This is a genomic window from Serratia sp. LACPHL-BACT-2024-00286 (assembly GCF_043109535.1).
Lineage (GTDB): Bacteria > Pseudomonadota > Gammaproteobacteria > Enterobacterales > Enterobacteriaceae > Serratia > Serratia sarumanii.
In genome coordinates this window covers 450,101-467,053 of sequence record NZ_JBICNA010000005.1, presented here as the reverse complement: position 1 = coordinate 467,053, position 16,953 = coordinate 450,101, and the positions used below count along the sequence as shown (strand labels likewise).

At 57.9% G+C, this 16,953-nt stretch carries 13 protein-coding genes; 7 read left to right on the top strand and 6 right to left on the bottom strand.

Annotation, left to right across the window (positions count from 1 at the left end):
• Positions 1-47 precede the first annotated feature (47 nt).
• The 3 genes from betI (at position 48) to betA (ending at position 3,942) form a co-directional block, all read left to right on the top strand.
• Positions 48-650 carry a transcriptional regulator BetI gene (gene betI, locus ACF8MC_RS17835; protein ID WP_004939107.1) on the top strand — a complete coding sequence of 201 codons (603 nt, stop codon included), beginning with the start codon at positions 48-50 and terminating at the stop codon, positions 648-650.
• 14 nt (positions 651-664) lie between these two features.
• Positions 665-2,137, top strand: a complete 1,473-nt coding sequence (gene betB / locus ACF8MC_RS17830) for a betaine-aldehyde dehydrogenase (protein ID WP_033653381.1) — start codon at positions 665-667, stop codon at positions 2,135-2,137.
• 137 nt (positions 2,138-2,274) lie between these two features.
• Positions 2,275-3,942, top strand: coding sequence for a choline dehydrogenase (gene betA, locus ACF8MC_RS17825; protein WP_033646828.1), 1,668 nt, complete (start codon positions 2,275-2,277; stop codon positions 3,940-3,942).
• A 109-nt stretch (positions 3,943-4,051) separates the two neighbouring features.
• On the opposite strand, the gene ACF8MC_RS17820 is transcribed toward betA, so the two are convergent.
• From ACF8MC_RS17820 to ACF8MC_RS17810, 3 genes are all read right to left on the bottom strand, one after another.
• Positions 4,052-5,677 carry an FMN-binding glutamate synthase family protein gene (locus ACF8MC_RS17820; protein WP_164104728.1) on the bottom strand — a complete coding sequence of 542 codons (1,626 nt, stop codon included), beginning with the start codon at positions 5,675-5,677 and terminating at the stop codon, positions 4,052-4,054.
• A 186-nt stretch (positions 5,678-5,863) separates the two neighbouring features.
• Entirely contained in the window at positions 5,864-6,454 is a 591-nt protein-coding gene (locus ACF8MC_RS17815; protein ID WP_004939094.1) for a LuxR family transcriptional regulator, read from the bottom strand.
• 21 nt (positions 6,455-6,475) lie between these two features.
• A complete protein-coding gene (locus ACF8MC_RS17810) occupies positions 6,476-7,192 on the bottom strand; it encodes an EAL domain-containing protein (protein ID WP_033637688.1) in 717 nt (238 codons plus the stop codon).
• Between the two features lie 512 nt (positions 7,193-7,704).
• Here ACF8MC_RS17810 and ACF8MC_RS17805 point away from each other — a divergent pair.
• From ACF8MC_RS17805 to ACF8MC_RS17790, 4 genes are read left to right on the top strand one after another with little or no spacing between them, the layout of a single operon-like run.
• Positions 7,705-8,247: a fimbrial protein gene (locus ACF8MC_RS17805; RefSeq protein ID WP_033647475.1), complete on the top strand. Its 543-nt coding sequence runs from the start codon at positions 7,705-7,707 to the stop codon at positions 8,245-8,247.
• 48 nt (positions 8,248-8,295) lie between these two features.
• Entirely contained in the window at positions 8,296-8,982 is a 687-nt protein-coding gene (locus tag ACF8MC_RS17800) for a molecular chaperone (RefSeq protein WP_033646826.1), read from the top strand.
• A gap of 12 nt (positions 8,983-8,994) precedes the next feature.
• Positions 8,995-11,589: a fimbria/pilus outer membrane usher protein gene (locus ACF8MC_RS17795; RefSeq protein WP_033646825.1), complete on the top strand. Its 2,595-nt coding sequence runs from the start codon at positions 8,995-8,997 to the stop codon at positions 11,587-11,589.
• Between the two features lie 14 nt (positions 11,590-11,603).
• Positions 11,604-12,671, top strand: a complete 1,068-nt coding sequence (locus ACF8MC_RS17790; RefSeq protein WP_033647471.1) for a fimbrial protein — start codon at positions 11,604-11,606, stop codon at positions 12,669-12,671.
• Positions 12,672-12,744: 73 nt separating this feature from the next.
• Here ACF8MC_RS17790 and ACF8MC_RS17785 read toward each other — a convergent pair whose 3' ends face one another.
• The 3 genes from ACF8MC_RS17785 to phoA all read right to left on the bottom strand — a co-directional run bounded on the left by ACF8MC_RS17785 (position 12,745) and on the right by phoA (position 16,880).
• Entirely contained in the window at positions 12,745-13,203 is a 459-nt protein-coding gene (locus tag ACF8MC_RS17785) for a helix-turn-helix domain-containing protein (protein WP_164104729.1), read from the bottom strand.
• A 207-nt stretch (positions 13,204-13,410) separates the two neighbouring features.
• Positions 13,411-14,991: a malate:quinone oxidoreductase gene (locus ACF8MC_RS17780; protein WP_033637693.1), complete on the bottom strand. Its 1,581-nt coding sequence runs from the start codon at positions 14,989-14,991 to the stop codon at positions 13,411-13,413.
• 461 nt (positions 14,992-15,452) lie between these two features.
• Positions 15,453-16,880 (bottom strand): alkaline phosphatase, encoded by a 1,428-nt coding sequence (phoA, locus tag ACF8MC_RS17775; protein ID WP_033646822.1) that lies wholly within the window; start codon positions 16,878-16,880, stop codon positions 15,453-15,455.
• Between the last annotated feature and the right edge of the window lie 73 nt (positions 16,881-16,953).

Genomic DNA, 16,953 nt, shown 5'->3' with positions numbered 1-16,953 from the left:
TTTGCCCGCTGAGATAAGGCCGAAGTCGGTTTTGTGAGAGTCGAAATATGCCAAAGGTAGGAATGCAGCCAATCAGAAGGCAGCAGTTGATTGATGCCACGCTCGCCGCAGTAAACGAAGTGGGAATGCATGACGCCACCATCGCGCAGATCGCGCGGCGGGCCGGCGTTTCCAACGGCATCATCAGCCATTATTTCAAGGACAAGAACGGCCTGCTGGAAGCCACGATGCGCTATCTGATCAGCCATCTGGGCGAGGCGGTGAAGCTGCGTTTGCAGGCGCTGACCGATAACAGCCCGGCGGCGCGGCTGCAGGCGATCGTCGCCGGCAACTTCGACGACAGCCAGATCAACAGCGCGGCGATGAAGACCTGGCTGGCCTTTTGGGCCAGCAGTCTGCACCAACCGCAGCTCAACCGGCTGCAGCAGGTGAACGGCCGCCGGCTCTATTCCAACCTGTGCGCCGAGTTTCGCCGCGTCATGCCGCAGCCGCAGGCGCGGTTGGCGGCCAAGGGGCTGGCGGCGTTGATCGACGGACTGTGGCTGCGCAGCGCGCTGCGCGGCTCGGCGTTCAATCAGGCGCAGGCGCTGGCGCTCACGACCGAATACATCACGTTCCAACTCCGGGGGCAGACGCCGCCCGGAGGATAACCCAAGGAGATCCTATGTCCCGTTTTGGCTTGCAGAAGCTCTATATTCATGGCGCCTATGTAGACAGCACCGCTGGAAAAACCTTCAACGCCATCAACCCGGCGAACGGCGAAGTTCTGGCGGAAGTCCAGGCCGCCGGCGCTGAAGACGTCGATCGTGCGGTGGCCAGCGCGGCCAGCGGGCAGAAAGTGTGGGCGGCGATGACGGCGATGGCGCGTTCGCGCATCCTGCGCCGCGCGGTGGATATTCTGCGCGAGCGCAACGATGAGCTGGCGGCGCTGGAAACGCTGGATACCGGCAAAGCGATGTCGGAAACCACTGCGGTGGACATCGTCACCGGCGCCGACGTGCTGGAGTATTACGCCGGCCTGATCCCGGCCATTGAAGGCGAACAGATCCCGCTGCGCGAAACCTCATTCGTCTACACCCGCCGCGAACCGCTGGGCGTGGTGGCCGGCATCGGCGCCTGGAACTACCCGATTCAAATCGCGCTGTGGAAGTCCGCGCCGGCGCTGGCGGCGGGCAACGCGATGATCTTCAAGCCGAGCGAAGTCACCTCGTTGACGGCGCTGAAGCTGGCGGAAATTTACACCGAAGCCGGCCTGCCGGACGGTGTCTTCAACGTGGTGACCGGCAGCGGCGCGGAAGTTGGGCAGTACCTGACTGACCATCCGGGCATCGCCAAAGTCTCTTTCACCGGCGGGGTGAAAACCGGCAAGAAGGTGATGGCCAACGCGTCGGGGTCGACGCTGAAAGAAGTCACCATGGAGCTGGGCGGCAAGTCGCCGCTGATTATCTTCGACGACGCCGATCTGGATCGCGCCGCCGATATCGCCATGATGGCCAACTTCTACAGCTCCGGCCAGGTGTGCACCAACGGCACCCGCGTCTTCGTGCCGGCGGCGCTGCAGGCGCAGTTTGAGGCGAAAATCCTCGAGCGCGTGAAGCGCATTCGCCTCGGCGATCCGACCGATCCGCAGACCAACTTCGGGCCGCTGGTCAGCTTCGCGCACATGGAATCGGTGCTGCGCTTTATCGAAAGCGGCAAGAACAGCGGCGCGCGCCTGCTGTGCGGCGGCGAACGCGTCACCCACGGCGAATTCGGCAAGGGCGCTTACGTGGCGCCGACGGTATTCAGCGACTGCCGCGACGACATGGAAATCGTGCGCGAGGAGATCTTCGGGCCGGTGATGAGCATTCTCAGCTACCAGAGCGAAGAGGAAGTGGTGCGCCGCGCCAACGATACCACCTTCGGCCTGGCCGCGGGCGTGGTGACCAACGATCTGGCGCGCGCGCACCGCGTGATCCACCAGCTGGAAGCCGGCATTTGCTGGATCAACACCTGGGGCGAGTCGGCGGCGGAAATGCCGGTCGGCGGCTACAAGCAGTCCGGCGTTGGCCGCGAGAACGGCCTGACTACGCTGGAACACTACACCCAGATCAAATCGGTGCAGGTTGAGCTGGGCGAATACGCCTCGGTATTCTGATCTTCCCGCCGTCTTTCGAGCCGCAGCCGCGTTGGCTGCGGCCGACAATCTCTAGAGAGCCAAAATACACCGCCTGTTGCCGAGTCGCGCTTCGCGTCTTTGCCTGACCAGGCCTCTATAAAGTAAGGAGATAATGAATGGAATTTGACTACATCATTATCGGTGCCGGTTCCGCCGGCAACGTGTTAGCCACCCGATTGACCGAGGACGCCGACGTCAGCGTCCTGCTGCTGGAAGCCGGCGGCCCGGATTACCGGATGGATTTCCGTACCCAGATGCCGGCCGCGCTGGCGTTTCCGCTGCAGGGCCGCCGCTATAACTGGGCGTATGAGACCGATCCTGAGCCGCACATGAACAATCGCCGGATGGAATGCGGCCGCGGCAAAGGGCTGGGCGGTTCGTCCCTGATCAACGGTATGTGTTACATTCGCGGCAACGCGATGGACTTCGATAACTGGGCCAAGGCGCCGGGTCTGGAAGACTGGACCTATCTGGACTGCCTGCCGTATTTCCGCAAGGCGGAAACCCGCGATATCGGCCCGAACGACTATCACGGCGGCGAGGGCCCGGTGAGCGTCACCACGCCGAAAGCCGGTAACAACGAACTGTTCCACGCTATGGTGGAAGCCGGCGTGCAGGCGGGTTACCCGCGCACCGACGATCTGAACGGTTACCAACAAGAAGGCTTCGGCCCGATGGATCGCACCGTGACGCCGAAAGGGCGCCGCGCCAGCACCGCCCGCGGCTATCTGGATCAGGCGCGTTCGCGGCCGAACCTGAAGATCGTCACCCATGCGCTGACCGACCACATCGTGTTCGACGGCAAGCGTGCGGTGGGCGTCAACTATTTGCAGGGCGACAGCAATCAGCTGACCCACGCCAAAGCGCGGCGCGAAGTGCTGCTGTGCGCCGGCGCCATCGCCTCGCCGCAGATCCTGCAGCGTTCGGGCGTCGGCCCGGCGGCGCTGCTGAACAGCCTGGATATCAAGGTGGTGCACGATCTGCCGGGCGTCGGGGAAAACCTGCAGGATCACCTGGAGATGTACCTGCAGTACGCCTGTAAGAAACCGGTGTCACTGTACCCGGCGCTGCAATGGTTCAACCAGCCGAAGATCGGCGCGGAATGGCTGTTCAACGGTACCGGCGTTGGCGCCAGCAACCAGTTCGAGGCCGGCGGCTTCATCCGCAGCCGCGCAGAATTCGCCTGGCCGAACATTCAGTATCACTTCCTGCCGGTGGCGATTAACTACAACGGCAGCAACGCGGTGAAAGAGCACGGCTTCCAGGCGCACGTCGGCTCGATGCGTTCGCCGAGCCGCGGCCGGGTGCAGGTGAAGTCGAAAGATCCGCGCCAGCACCCGAGCATTCTGTTCAACTACATGTCGACCGAACAGGATTGGCAGGAGTTCCGCGACGCTATTCGCATCACGCGCGAGATCATGGCGCAGCCGGCTTTGGACGAATACCGTGGCCGCGAGATAAGCCCGGGGCCGGAGGTGCAGACCGACGAGCAGCTGGACGCCTTCGTGCGCGAGCACGCCGAAACCGCCTTCCACCCGTCCTGCTCGTGCAAGATGGGCGAGGATGAGATGGCGGTGGTCGATGGACAGGGCCGGGTGCACGGCATGGAAGGATTGCGGGTGGTGGATGCGTCGATCATGCCGCTGATCATTACCGGCAACCTGAACGCCACCACCATCATGATCGCCGAGAAGTTAGCCGATCGCATTCGCCAGCGCGCGCCGCTGCCGCGCAGTACCGCCGACTATTACGTCGCCGGCGATGCGCCGGTGCGCAAACAGTAACCGATACGCCCTCTCGCCGTTGAGGGGGAGGGCCGCCGTAGCAAGCAACCCCTCTCCATATGCTCTTCCCCAAGGCGAGGGGGCAACTCTCTTTTTATTCCTTATCCCATCATGCCGCCGGCAGCGAGATCGCCTGATCGAAACTGGTGGGCGTCGCCATGCGCCACATGCGGGCGTAGAACTCGCTTTTGATCTCCGGCTGCAGCAGCGCGCCCGGCTCCAGGTAGTAATAGATATCGGCGTACACCTTGATCTCGGTCGGCGTGATGCGGCGCAGCATATGGTGCGAGGTCAGCTGCTCCGGGCGGCTGACGCCGGCCGCCGCCAGCATGTCCGCCAGCGCTTTCACCGTATTTTGATGGAAGTGGTAGACGCGTTCCGCCTTGTTCGGCACCACCAGCGCCTTTTGCCGCAGCGGATCTTGCGTCGCTACGCCGGTCGGGCAGTGGTTGGTGTGGCAGCTCTGCGACTGGATGCAGCCGACGGCGAACATAAAGCCGCGCGCCGAGTTCACCCAATCGGCGCCGAGCACCAGCACGCTGGCGATGTCGAACGCGCTGATGATCTTGCCGCTGGCGCCTATCTTGATCTGGTCGCGCAGGCCGCAGCCTACCAGCGTGTTATGCACGAACAGCAGCCCTTCGCGCAGCGGCATGCCCATATAGTTGGAAAGCTCAAGCGGCGCGGCGCCGGTGCCGCCTTCCTTACCGTCCACCACGATGAAATCCGGCAGGATGCGGGTGTGCAGCATCGCCTTGACGATGGCGACGAACTCCCACGGGTGGCCGATGCACAGCTTGAAACCGACCGGCTTGCCGCCTGACAGCTCGCGCAGCTGTTGGATGAAATGCATCATTTCCAGCGGGGTGGTGAAGGCGCTGTGCGAGGCCGGCGAGATGCAATCGACCCCTTCCGGCACGCCGCGGGTGGCGGCGATTTCCGCATCCACCTTCTTCGCCGGCAGAATGCCGCCGTGGCCGGGTTTGGCGCCCTGGCTGAGCTTGATTTCAATCATTTTCACCTGCGGGCTTTGCGCCTGTTCGGCAAAGCGCCGCGGATCGAAATGGCCGTCGGCGGTGCGGCAGCCGAAATAGCCGCTGCCCAGCTCCCACACCAGATCGCCGTTGTTTTCGCGGTGATAGCGGCTGATGCTGCCCTCGCCGGTGTCGTGGTAGAAATTGCCCTTGGCCGCGCCGAGGTTGAGCGCGCGAATGGCGTTGGCGGAGAGCGCGCCGAAGCTCATGGCAGAAATGTTGAAGATCGACGCGGAGTAGGGCTGGCGGCAGTCGGCGCCGCCGATGGTGATGCGGAAACTGGTCGGGTCGGCGGCTTCCACCGGCCGCATGGAGTGGCCGATGCACTCATAGCCGGTTTGGTAGACGTCCAGCAGGGTGCCGAACGGTTTGTCGCCCATCTCGTTTTTCGCCCGGCGATACACCAGCGTGCGCTGGGTGCGCGAAAACGGGATCTCTTCATTATCCTGCTCGAGGAAATACTGGCGCAGTTCCGGGCGGATGAACTCGAAGAAGAAGCGCATGCGGCCGATGATCGGGTAGTTGCGGCAGATGGCGTGGCGCTGCTGGGTGAGATCGTAGATACCCAACACCATCAGGCAACCGCAGGCCAGGGCCGGCAGCCAGAACCACGGATAGTTGTGCATCATGATCAAGAAAACCAGGGTGAGCAAGATGCTCAGTACAAAGCAGGTATAGCGGCTGAATAAGGACGACTTCATAACATCTCCTGATGTTTATTTTAATCCACACGACATGACTCACGGATAATCCGTGTGCGAATCGTAGCCAACAGGAGGAGATGTTGTGTGTCTGTTGCTGCTTTGTCGCCGGTTGTTACATTAATTTAACGCAGCGGCAGGGGAGACGGGTTGCCGCGCGGCGTACCGCGCAACAAGCCAGGATGTTTATTTGCCGGCGACGAAGATGGTGCTCATGCTGCGCAGCCGCAGTTTTTTCATCGCGCTGTATTTCTGCGAAAAGATGGTTTTTGGGTGCGTGCCGCGCTTTTCCGCAATGTGCAGCAGGCTGTCGCCGCGCAGCAGATTGAAGATCACGTCGCTTTCCGCCGGGCTGAGCTCGCGGGTTTTCTGCACTCTGATGCCGCCCGGCTCCTTGCTTTCCAGCAGCCGCTGGATTTTTTCCTGCAGCGAATAAAGCGGAATGCGGGTGGAGACCAACTCAACGGAAATCCCCAGGATCGACAGCAGTTTCACCACGCGCTCGTCGTCGTAGAACACCAACAGGCGCGTTTTGCTGTTGTACTGCTGGTGCAGGGACACCAGGCTTTCGATCACGTTAACGCTCTGCTCCAGGTTTTGCGAGGTGAAAATCAGCGCGATATCGTGCTTGGTGATCTTCTCTGCTTTGGCGCCGCCGTGCATGAAATCGGAAAACAGGCGGATATCGTACGCGCCGTAGTGTTTCTTCAGCAGCACCGACAGGCCAACATAGCTGTACTTACACTCACTAATCACAAGAACGTTGTTTTTAGACATAGGGCAAACACCAATACCGAGTTAAAAGTATTCAGCTGTAAGAAGCGAGTTCAAATCCTTGATGCTGGATTCCTTCCACAGCTTTCCCTGCAGTGCGTAATATGGCATTTCATCCAGCCATTTCTTGTGTTCGGGAGTTTCAACTCCTTCGATAATTACCTTGTAATGATTAAGGTAAAAGAAGCGCAGTAATGCGCGCATCAAGCCCTCGCCGCCGGACTTTTTCATGAAGTCCCAGAGCAGAAAACGGTCGAGCTTAACGAAGCGGAACTGGCTGTTGTACAACGCGGAAAAACCCGCATAGCCAGAACCAAAATCATCGAGCCAAAATGAATAACTATTCAATGACGGATCGCCGTGCACGCGATCTTTCACCAGCCGGGTTGAATTCTCGCTGATCTCGAAATGAATACAGCGCATGGCATTAATTCTTTCGGCAAAGTGAGTATTCGCCAGCGATTGCAGAGAATAATCGTCAACATTCAAAGTGGCTATCACTTGGTTTTCATGAAACCAGTGTTTGTATTTATCGATCAGATTGATCTGATCCATCAAAATCTCAATCCGGGTGGCGCTATCGGCGTGGCGAAAGAACTGTTCAGGAGAAAAATGAGCGTATTCGCTATTAAACGTAAAGCGAGACAGACATTCAACGGCCAGCAATTGTCCCGATTTCGCGAACATTGGCTGAAAAACATAATTAATGCCGTTATTTTTCTCTCTGAAAGAACCGCTCATTTCCCAATCCTTGGATTGATATTTAACTTGTTGATTTTAAATGATTAAAAAGAAAGTTACTCCAGGTTTATTGGTAAATTTCTTATTTAAAGCGCCAGAATGGCCGAAGCGTGTCGACAGACCATTTAACGCGTAATTCGTGCCAAAGTCCAAATGTCGCAATCTGTTACTAAATGTAAATATTCGGGATAATATGCTGATTTTCAGGCCTTAATGCAAAATCTTGAACTCTGCAGCTTTCCCAAACACAGATTATTCCTATTCATATGAATCGTCAACATCGATCGATAGGTATTCGCCGATAGTTTATTCCTATCAAGAGAGGCCTTATGAATGTTTTAAACGATTTAACATTAAGAATATGCTTAGTCTATATTTCGTCCGGCAATGAGTTCATCGAGGCAACGCTCCTTTTCAGCAAGGGAGTGCTATCGCTGAGTGTATGCTCAGTGGCGGCAATATATATAAGCCCGCCACTGAATCGATTATTTTATTGTTCTATGGAGCTGGAAATGAAAAAAGTATTATTGCCTTTGGCTGCCCTGGTATTGTCTGCAACTGCTTCCAACGCAATGGCAGCAAACGGCACTGTTAAATTCACCGGTGAAATCAAACAGTCTACCTGCCAGGTAACTAGCGATACTCAGAATAAAGAAGTTTACCTGGGTACTTACCCAACTTCTGCTTTCCCAACCGTGGGTTCTAAATCCGCTTCTAAAGCTTTCCAGATCTCTCTGGAAAAATGTGATGCCGGTGATTACAGCCTGCGTTTCGACGGTAACACCGTTGCCGGCAACCCAGACCTGCTGTCCGTAAGCAACGTTGGCGGCACTGGCGCTGCAGCTACCGGCGTGGGTATCGAAATCACCGATAACAACGGCAAGCCATTCGCTATCGGCGACGGTTCCAACATCAACGACGACGTAGCGAAAGTCACCATCGCTGCTGACGGTAAAGCGACCTTCAACCTGCAGGCTCGTTACCGTTCATTCGACAGCAACGTAACTGCAGGTCTGGCTAACGCCACCAGCCCGTTCACTATCGAATACAAATAATCGTCTTTCAGGACACACACGGCCAAGGATGGCCCGTAGAGGAAACCGATGAAAAAGTTCTTTGCTGCTCTGCTGATGCTGGGCACCTTTAACAGCTACGCCGGTATCCAGGTAGATGCCACTCGCGTGATCTATAAAGGCGACGACAAATCCGCCTCTCTGCCGATTCATAACGATGCTTCAGAAGCTTATATGGTGCAGACCTGGCTGGACACCGGTGACAGAAACCAAGTGCCGAAAAATCTACCTGTCGTTGTCGTTCCACCGATTCTGAAATTGGACGCTGCCAAAACTGCAGTTCTGCGCTTTATCTATTCCGGTAATGGCTTACCTCAGGATAAAGAAACCCTGCTGTGGATTAACGTGCAGGAAATTCCGCCGGCGCCGAAGCAAGAAAACGTGCTGCAGGTTGCGGTGCGTACTCGAATCAAACTTTTTTACCGGCCGGTGGCGTTGAAAACGACGCTGGACGAGCAAGTACAAAACTTGCGTTGGCAGCGTGAAGGTTCACGTCTGCAAGTGATTAACGATGGCCCGCTGCATATTACCTTTGGGGCGCTGCATTTGAAAAACAGCGCGGGCAAGACCGTGGATGTGGACGCCAACATGGTGAGCCCGAAAGATCGCTTATCGATCAGCATCCCGGCGGGCGTCAGCGTCGGCAACAAGATTGCTTTCAGTTATATCAACGATTTTGGCGGTAGAACGGAAGTCAAGGACGTTCCAGTACAATAAGAGAGACAGGGAATGGCAAATCAACGAAAAGTAGCAGGCGGAACGACGCGGCTGACACAGCTGATCCGAATTGCAATCATTGCCGCCAGTGCGCCGATGTTCTGGAGTGAAGCGGCGCTGGCAGAGTTTAACATGTCGTTTATTCACGGCGATGAAAACCTGAGCAACGCGGAAGCGGTCGCTCAGGGCGATGCTTTGCAACCGGGCGTTTACCCATTCGACATCTACGTCAACCTGACTCAGGTCGATCATAAGGATGTTACTTTTCGTCAGGTTAAAGGCCAGACCGCGTCTCAACCCTGCCTGAAAGTTGAAGACCTGCGCAACTACGGCATCAAACTGCCAGAAACGCTGCAGGCCGGCAGCTGCGTTGATCTGCCTGCGTTGGTTAAAGACGCCACCGTCAGCTATGACGCGGCGGTGCAGCAGATCAACATTTCCGTACCTCAGACCATGATGGATCTGAGCGCTATCGGCGCGATCCCGCCAAGCATGTACGATGAAGGCATCAACGCGCTGTTCGCCAACTATAACTTCAACTACAACAAGAACAGCTATCGCAAAGATGACGCTGACGACAGCGAGTACATGTTCCTCGCGCTGAACAGCGGCCTTAACCTGGGCAGATGGCGCCTGCGCAACAACTCCACCTGGGACAAACAGAGTGGCAGCAGCAGCAACTGGACCAACGTCTCTTCCTGGGCCGAGACCGACATCGTGCCATGGCGCAGCCGTTTGGTGATGGGGCAGGCGAGCACCAACAACAGCGTGTTCAACAGCTTCCAGTTCCGCGGGGTACAACTCTCCAGTGTTGACGACATGCTGCCGGACAGCCTGCGCGGTTATGCGCCGGTGGTGCGCGGCGTGGCGGCGACCAACGCCCGCGTCGAGATTCGCCAGAACGGTTACGTCATTTACAGCACCAACGTCGCGCCGGGTCCTTTCGAGATCCACGACGTCTATCCGCATACCAACAACGGTGACCTGCAGGTGACCGTCAACGAGGCCGACGGTTCGCATAAAACGTTCAGCGTCGCCTACTCTTCCGTGGCCAACATGCTGCGCGAAGGCATTTGGAACTTCCAGCTGACCGCCGGTAAATACCACAACGGTAACGGTGGCTATCAGCCGAAGCTGATTCAGGGTACTGCGGCATACGGCATGAACTATGGCCTGACGCCGTTCGGCGGCGCCATCATTGCCGAGCACTACCGTTCCGCTGCCGTGGGTATCGGTAAGAGCCTGGGATCGTGGGGTGCCATCTCCGTGGACGGTTCGATCTCCGATACCGAGCTGGCGAACGGCGATCGCAAGCAGGGGCAGAGCTTCCGTTTCCTGTACTCCAAATCGCTCAACCAGATGGGCACCAACTTCCAGTTGGCGGGCTATCGCTATGCGACTTCCGGTTACTATGATCTCAGCGATGCGGTCCAGGAGCGCAACAGCTGGCGCAACGGCATTTATGCCAATGATTACTGGGATCCGAACGATCTGCAGCCGGGCCAGCCTTCCTGGAGCAACAATCAGAAACGCACTCGATACACCGCGCGCTACGGCAACAAGCGCGAACGCGTCGAGCTGTCGCTCAGCCAGCAGCTGTGGGCGGGGGCCAGCCTGTACGCCAACGTGAGCCATCAGAACTACTGGGGCGTATCCGGTAACGATCGCACGATTCAGTTGGGTTACAACGACGGCTTCAAGCGCATTTCCTACGGCGTTTATCTACAGGATACGCGCGGCCAGTACGGCTATTCCGATCGCAGCGTGAACTTCACGATGTCGATCCCGTTGGATTGGGGCCAGAGCAACAATTCGACCACTGCCAACTTCAGCGCGGCGCACAGCAAACAGAGCGGCGACAGCTACTCGACCGGCATCAGCGGCACCATGCTGGACGATCGTCGCATGAACTATTCGGTTTCCACCGGGCATACGCAGTCCTCCGGTCAGAGCAGCAACCTGAACCTGGGCTACAGCAGCAGCATCGGTAACATCGACGGTAGCTATGCCTACAGCTCGAAATACCGTCAGGAAGGGGTGGGCCTCTCCGGCGGCCTGCTGGTGCACTCCGGCGGCGCGACGCTGACGCAGCCGTTGCAGAACACTATCTTGCTGGTGGAAGCGAAAGACGCCAAAGGCGTGCGTCTGGAAAACCAGCCGGGCGTGACCATCGATCGCTTCGGTTATGCGGTTGTGCCGTCGGCCAACCCGTACCGCTACAACTATGTGGCGCTGCGCACCGAAGATTTCGGCCCGGGCCTGGATGTGCCGGTGGCCAGTAAGCAAGTGGTGCCGACCGAGAAATCGGTGGTGAAGGTGAGTTTCGATACCTTCAAGGGCGTCAGCCTGCTGATTCATGCTCGTCTGGGTGACAACGGTTATCCGGCCATCGGCGCCGGCGTGTTCAACGAGTCCGGCCGCAACAGCGGCACCGTGGGCCTGGAAGGCGCAACCTATGTTTCCGGCGTGAAAGCGGGTGAGAAACTGACGATCAAATGGGGTCCGAAAGCCGACCAGCAATGCGTACTGCCGATCCCGGCGGACGTGGGCGATAAACAAGCGGCCATGGGATATCAGGAACTGACCCTGCAATGCCAAAAACTGTAAGGTACACCATGAACTTGAGCAAATTAGCACGTAACACACTTCTGTCAGTGGTGGGGCTGGCGGGGTTGGCGATGGCGCAACAGGCGGCGGCGATGCAGTGCCGTTTCGGCAACTCGACCGGCAGTAGCAGGCCAACCGGCAGCGTGACGCAGGATATCGACGTCGGCCGCCCGATCGTGTTGGCTGCCAGCGACTTTGTTAAAGGCAACCTGATTTGGCGTTCGCAGAACTTTACCTCCACCTTTACCTGCTGGGATACCGACAACTACCCGCGTGGAGAGAACGCTTACATCTATTGGAACCCGCAGAACTCGTTCGGCGCACTGGATAAGTCGTTGGAGATTGGGGTGTCGATCAACGGGCGTGATTATGATGCGATCAACCTGAAGCAAAGTTCCAACCGGCCGACGGGCCCTGATTTGGGGCCGGGTACCAAACCGGGCAGTAATAGAAGGAAAGCCGATCCTCAGGCGGTGACCGCCACTTATTCGGTGTATATCAAAGCCACCGGGGTGAAACCGCCGGCGGGTAACTTCCCGCCGTTGGCGCGCGCGTCGCTGTTCCAAATCGATGGTGAGTTGGGCCTTAACGCCACCAAAGACAGCAACTTTAACGCCTATATTAAAGGGTTGGACAAGATCCGCGTGATCCAGTGCAATCCGCAGATCACCGTGTTGGCCAACAACGGTGCCAGCGTCGATTTCGGTGTGTTGACGACGTCCAGCGCCAAAACCGGCACTATCGCCAAGCAGGTGCCGTTCGATATCAAGGCGACCTTGAGCGGCGGCGAGTGTGCCGGCCAGTCTCTGCAGGCCAGTTTCAGCAGCACCAACGCCGATCCGTCAGATAACACGCAGATCCTGCCGACCACCAAACCGGGCGTGGCGATCTTCCTGACTCAGCAACGCGACACCAACAAAACGCCGATCCCACTGCAAACCAACGTGGATTTCGGCGGCGTGCTGCAGGATAAGCAGAACGAAGTGAAAGAGACCTTTATCGCGAACCTGAAGTGGTTGACCAATACGCCGAAGACCGGGGTGTTCAACGCCACCGCCAACGTTGACGTCACCTTCAAATAATCCGGTGTCGCTTCAATTAAAAAGGGTTCAGTTCGCGAGAACTGAACCCTTTTTACGTGTTATGCCGCGTTTATCAGCGCAGCCCCATCCAGGTGGTGCAAACGCCTTCCGGCGGTTTGCCTGCATACCAACGAGGCAGCGTGGGGGCATCGTGGCGTGGCTCGGCCTCCACTTCCACCGGCTGCGCCGGCCATTCCGCCACGTCCCAGCGGGTGGTGCGGCGATACACCGCCGGGGTTTTGCCGAACTGTTTCTTGAAGGCGCGTGAGAACGAAGGCTGAGAATCGAAATGGTATTGCAGGGCGATATCCAGGATCGGACGCGGGGTGGAGCGCAGCGCCTGCGCCGCCTGCGACAGGCGCCGCTCGCGGATATAGCTGCCGAGCGCGTGGCTGGTGGTGCTGCGGAACATGCGCTGCAGGTGCCATTTGGAGTAGCCCGACTTGGCGGCGACGTTATCCAGCAGCAGCGGCTGGTCCAGATGAGTTTCAATCCAGTCTAGTAAATCGTGAATGATATTGACGCGATCCATGGTTTTAGTTCTCCCGCAAAAACGACATTCAGGTCACAGTGACTTAGCTTAATTATCCAAGAATATACTATTGATAATAGGCGCGAGTGCGCCGTTACGCAAGGGTAAACCGGGGGGAAAAAGGTGACCAAAAATGCTCTTTGAATCGCAGGGGGATAAAAGAAAGGCCGCATAAAGCGGCCTTTCCAGCAGGAAACGAGTGGAAAATCAGTTGGTTTCCGGTTTCACTTCAATGTAGTTCAGACCCAGCACGCTGCTGGTGTAGCCGCGGATCTTGTTGGTCATCTCGATATCGCCGTTCAGCTTGTGGCCGTAAGACGGGATGATCTCTTTCAGTTTGCTCTGCCATTCCGGCGTCGCCACTTTGTCTTTGAACACGGTTTCCATCAGGTGCAGCATGATTGGCGCAGCGGTGGAAGCACCCGGTGACGCGCCCAGCAGAGCGGCGATGCTGCCGTCTTCAGAGCTGACGACTTCGGTGCCGAACTGCAGCACGCCGCCTTTATCCGCGTCTTTCTTGATGATCTGCACGCGCTGGCCTGCGGTCCACAGCTTCCAGTCTTCCTGCTTGGCGTCCGGGAAGTACTCTTTCAGCGCGGCGAAGCGATCGTCGTCGTTCATCATCAGCTGGCCGACCAGGTATTTCACCAGATCGAAGTTATCCAGACCGACGTGGGTCATCGGCATCAGGTTCGAGGTGCTCAGCGAGTGCAGCAGATCGAACAGCGAACCGTTCTTCAGGAACTTGCTGGAGAAGGTGGCGAATGGCCCGAACAGCAGTACGCGCTTGCCGTCCAGCATGCGGGTATCCAGGTGCGGCACGGACATCGGCGGCGAACCTACGCTGGCCAGGCCATACACTTTGGCCAGGTGCTGGTTGGCGATCGCCGGGTTGGTGGTGACCAGGAACTGGCCGCCGACCGGGAAGCCGCCATAGCCGTCGGCTTCAGGGATGCCGGATTTCTGCAGCAGGGTCAGGGAGGCGCCGCCTGCGCCGATGAACACGAACTTGGCGTTAACGGTGGTTTCTTTACCGTCGCGGTTCAGATCGGCAACGGTCACGCTCCAGGTCTGATCGGCGTTGCGCTTGATGTCGCGCACTTCGTGGCTCAGGTTCAGCTTGAACTTGTCGCTGGTGCTCAGCGCGTCAACCAGCTGATGGGTGATCACGCCGAAGTTGACGTCGGTACCCAGCGGCATGCGGGTCGCGGCGATTTTCTGCGCCGGATCGCGGCCGTTCATCACCAGCGGCGCCCACTGTTTGATTTGCGCAGGATCTTCGGAGTATTCCATGCCGCGGAACAGGGTGCTGTGCTGCAGCGCCGCGTAGCGTTTACGCAGGAAGTTGACGTTGTCGTCACCCCACACGAAGCTCATGTGCGGCACGCTGTTAATGAAGGATTTCGGATCTTTCAGGACATTGTTTTTCACCTGATAAGACCAGAACTGGCGAGAGATTTCGAAAGACTCGTTGACCTTCACCGCCTTGCTGATGTCGATGGTGCCATCGGCTTTTTCCGGCGTGTAGTTCATTTCGCTGAAGGCGGAGTGGCCGGTGCCGGCGTTGTTCCAGCCGTTGGAGCTCTCTTCCGCCACGCCGTTCATGCGCTCGTACATGTCGATGGTCCAGGTCGGCTCCAGCTCATGCAGATAGGTGCCCAAGGTGGCGCTCATGATGCCGCCGCCGATCAACACCACGTCGACGGTTTTATTCTTCTCTTCAGCCGCTGCCTGCTGCGTAACGCTAAACAGGCTGAGACTGAAAATCAGGACGAGTAATTTTCTCATTGAATTAAATCTCTTGTGTGTAAATTCTACTCATTGCAGGTGAAAGAATTTAGCGGGAGTTACCCTGGAAAATAGTGAAGCCGACCGCCCGGCGTGAGCCGATAGGCAGCGATAATGCCTTTTTGTTAATAGGGTTTTTAACGAAAAGTGAACTATTGCAGGCCGTCCGGATGCAAATTGATCGGTTCACGTTACTGGCGGGGTATTATTGTTTGCGAGAATGTTAAAAACTACTTTTGTAACTAAAAAAAATGAATATAAGCAAAAATAGGCCGGTTGTTGTCGCAGGAATAAACAGAGAGGGGAGTAAGGCCATATAACCGCGTTATTTTCAGGGGTTAATTGTCGCGTAATTAAACGTTATTTCGTTATCACACAATAATTGCGGTTAAATTGCAAATACGCATCGGTAACCAATAATAAACGGCCGCCGTTGCGGGCGGCCAGGATTCACAAGGCGGTTACTTGATGCCCATCGCATCGCGCATGGTGAAGAACAGATCGGTCTGATCGGTCAACCCCACCACGTTGGCGGCGTGCGGGCCGTAGGCCGCGACGCGCAGCTGGGTGCCGGTGTGCCCCTGCGATTCCTCTTCCGAGTTGCCGTAGCTGAGGGTCATCGGCGCGCCGTCTTTGGTGGTCAGTGTCTGGGTCAGGCCCGGCGCTTTGGCGTCGGCGGCGACGATCTGGCTGGAGTGCGCGTGGTCGGCGGTGACGATCACCAGCGTGTTGCCGTCGGCGCGGGCGAAGGCCAGCGCTTTTTGCACCGCCTCGTCCAGATCGACGGTCTCACCAATCTGCCCGCACGGGTTGGCGGCGTGATCCTGCTTATCGATCGACGCGCCCTCTACCTGCAGGAAAAAGCCGTTCGGGTTGTCTTTCAGCAGCGCGATCGCTTTTTCGGTCATCGCCGCCAGCGTTGGCGTGGCCGCGGTGCGCGCCGGGTTGTTTTCGCAAGTTACCGCCGGCTTGTCGAGGTTGCCGTGATAGCTGGCTTTCGGCCCCAGCCAGCGCACCGGCATGTTGCCGTCGGCGAACAGGCCCAGCAGCGGTTTTTGCTGATTGGCCAGGGTAACGGCCTGCAGTTCATCCGCGTTGCTCACCCACTGATAACCTTGCGCCGCCGCTTGATCTTTCAGCGATTTTCCTTGCCATTCGCCGCTTTTCGCCAGTTGGTTGAAGGATTTCGCGCCGCCGCCCAGCGTGACGTCGGCACGGGTTTTCAGCAACTGCTCGGTGATGGAACCGCGGCCGCCGTTTTCCAGCGCGTTAGCGGCGCATTTCTCGCTGGTTTCCTCCGGGCCGTAGCATTTGCGCGAGGTAACGTGCGACACCAGCGCCGCCGGCGTGGCGTCCTGCAGTTCGGCGGTGGAGACGTTGCCGGTGGCCTTGCCGGCCGCCTTGGCGATCTCCAGCAGCGTCGGCTGGTCTTTGCCGTTCACGTCCACGCCGAGCGCGCCGTTATAGGTTTTCACCCCGGTGGCCCAGGCGGTGGCGGAAGCGGCGGAGTCGGTCACGTAATCCGGTTTGTGGGTTTTCTTGTCCAGCGAGTAGTGGGTGTATTGCCCGGTCAGCGGCAGGGCGTCGATGCCCTTGAAGTAACCGCCTGCGCCCTCGGCATAGTTACGCGCGGCGGTGATCTCGGAATCCCCCATGCCGTCGCCAATCAGCAGGATCACGTTTTTCACCGTTTTGTCCGACAGCGACGCCTTCAGCGCGGCGGTCTGATCGCCGGCCAGACGACGGGCGCCGCCCGGTTCGGTGAGGGTGCCGCGCGCGGCGCGTTCGGTCAGGCCATCGGCATTGGCCGAGGTTTCCGCCGCGATGGCGGAGGAACAGAGCAGGGCGGACAGCACGGCGCCGGCGATCAGGGATACAGCAGGTTGCATGGGGCAAGCTCCTTGTCGTAATACAACAATGTAAATAACATCAAATTGTTACGTAAGGAGAGTAGAGCAGAGG

Coding starts and splice junctions, on each gene's coding strand:
- betI (WP_004939107.1), top strand. CDS start 48: ATGCCAAAGGTAGGAATGCAGCCAATCAGAAGGCAGCAGTTGATTGAT.
- betB (WP_033653381.1), top strand. CDS start 665: ATGTCCCGTTTTGGCTTGCAGAAGCTCTATATTCATGGCGCCTATGTA.
- betA (WP_033646828.1), top strand. CDS start 2,275: ATGGAATTTGACTACATCATTATCGGTGCCGGTTCCGCCGGCAACGTG.
- ACF8MC_RS17820 (WP_164104728.1), bottom strand. CDS start 5,677: ATGAAGTCGTCCTTATTCAGCCGCTATACCTGCTTTGTACTGAGCATC.
- ACF8MC_RS17815 (WP_004939094.1), bottom strand. CDS start 6,454: ATGTCTAAAAACAACGTTCTTGTGATTAGTGAGTGTAAGTACAGCTAT.
- ACF8MC_RS17810 (WP_033637688.1), bottom strand. CDS start 7,192: ATGAGCGGTTCTTTCAGAGAGAAAAATAACGGCATTAATTATGTTTTT.
- ACF8MC_RS17805 (WP_033647475.1), top strand. CDS start 7,705: ATGAAAAAAGTATTATTGCCTTTGGCTGCCCTGGTATTGTCTGCAACT.
- ACF8MC_RS17800 (WP_033646826.1), top strand. CDS start 8,296: ATGAAAAAGTTCTTTGCTGCTCTGCTGATGCTGGGCACCTTTAACAGC.
- ACF8MC_RS17795 (WP_033646825.1), top strand. CDS start 8,995: ATGGCAAATCAACGAAAAGTAGCAGGCGGAACGACGCGGCTGACACAG.
- ACF8MC_RS17785 (WP_164104729.1), bottom strand. CDS start 13,203: ATGGATCGCGTCAATATCATTCACGATTTACTAGACTGGATTGAAACT.
- ACF8MC_RS17780 (WP_033637693.1), bottom strand. CDS start 14,991: ATGAGAAAATTACTCGTCCTGATTTTCAGTCTCAGCCTGTTTAGCGTT.
- phoA (WP_033646822.1), bottom strand. CDS start 16,880: ATGCAACCTGCTGTATCCCTGATCGCCGGCGCCGTGCTGTCCGCCCTG.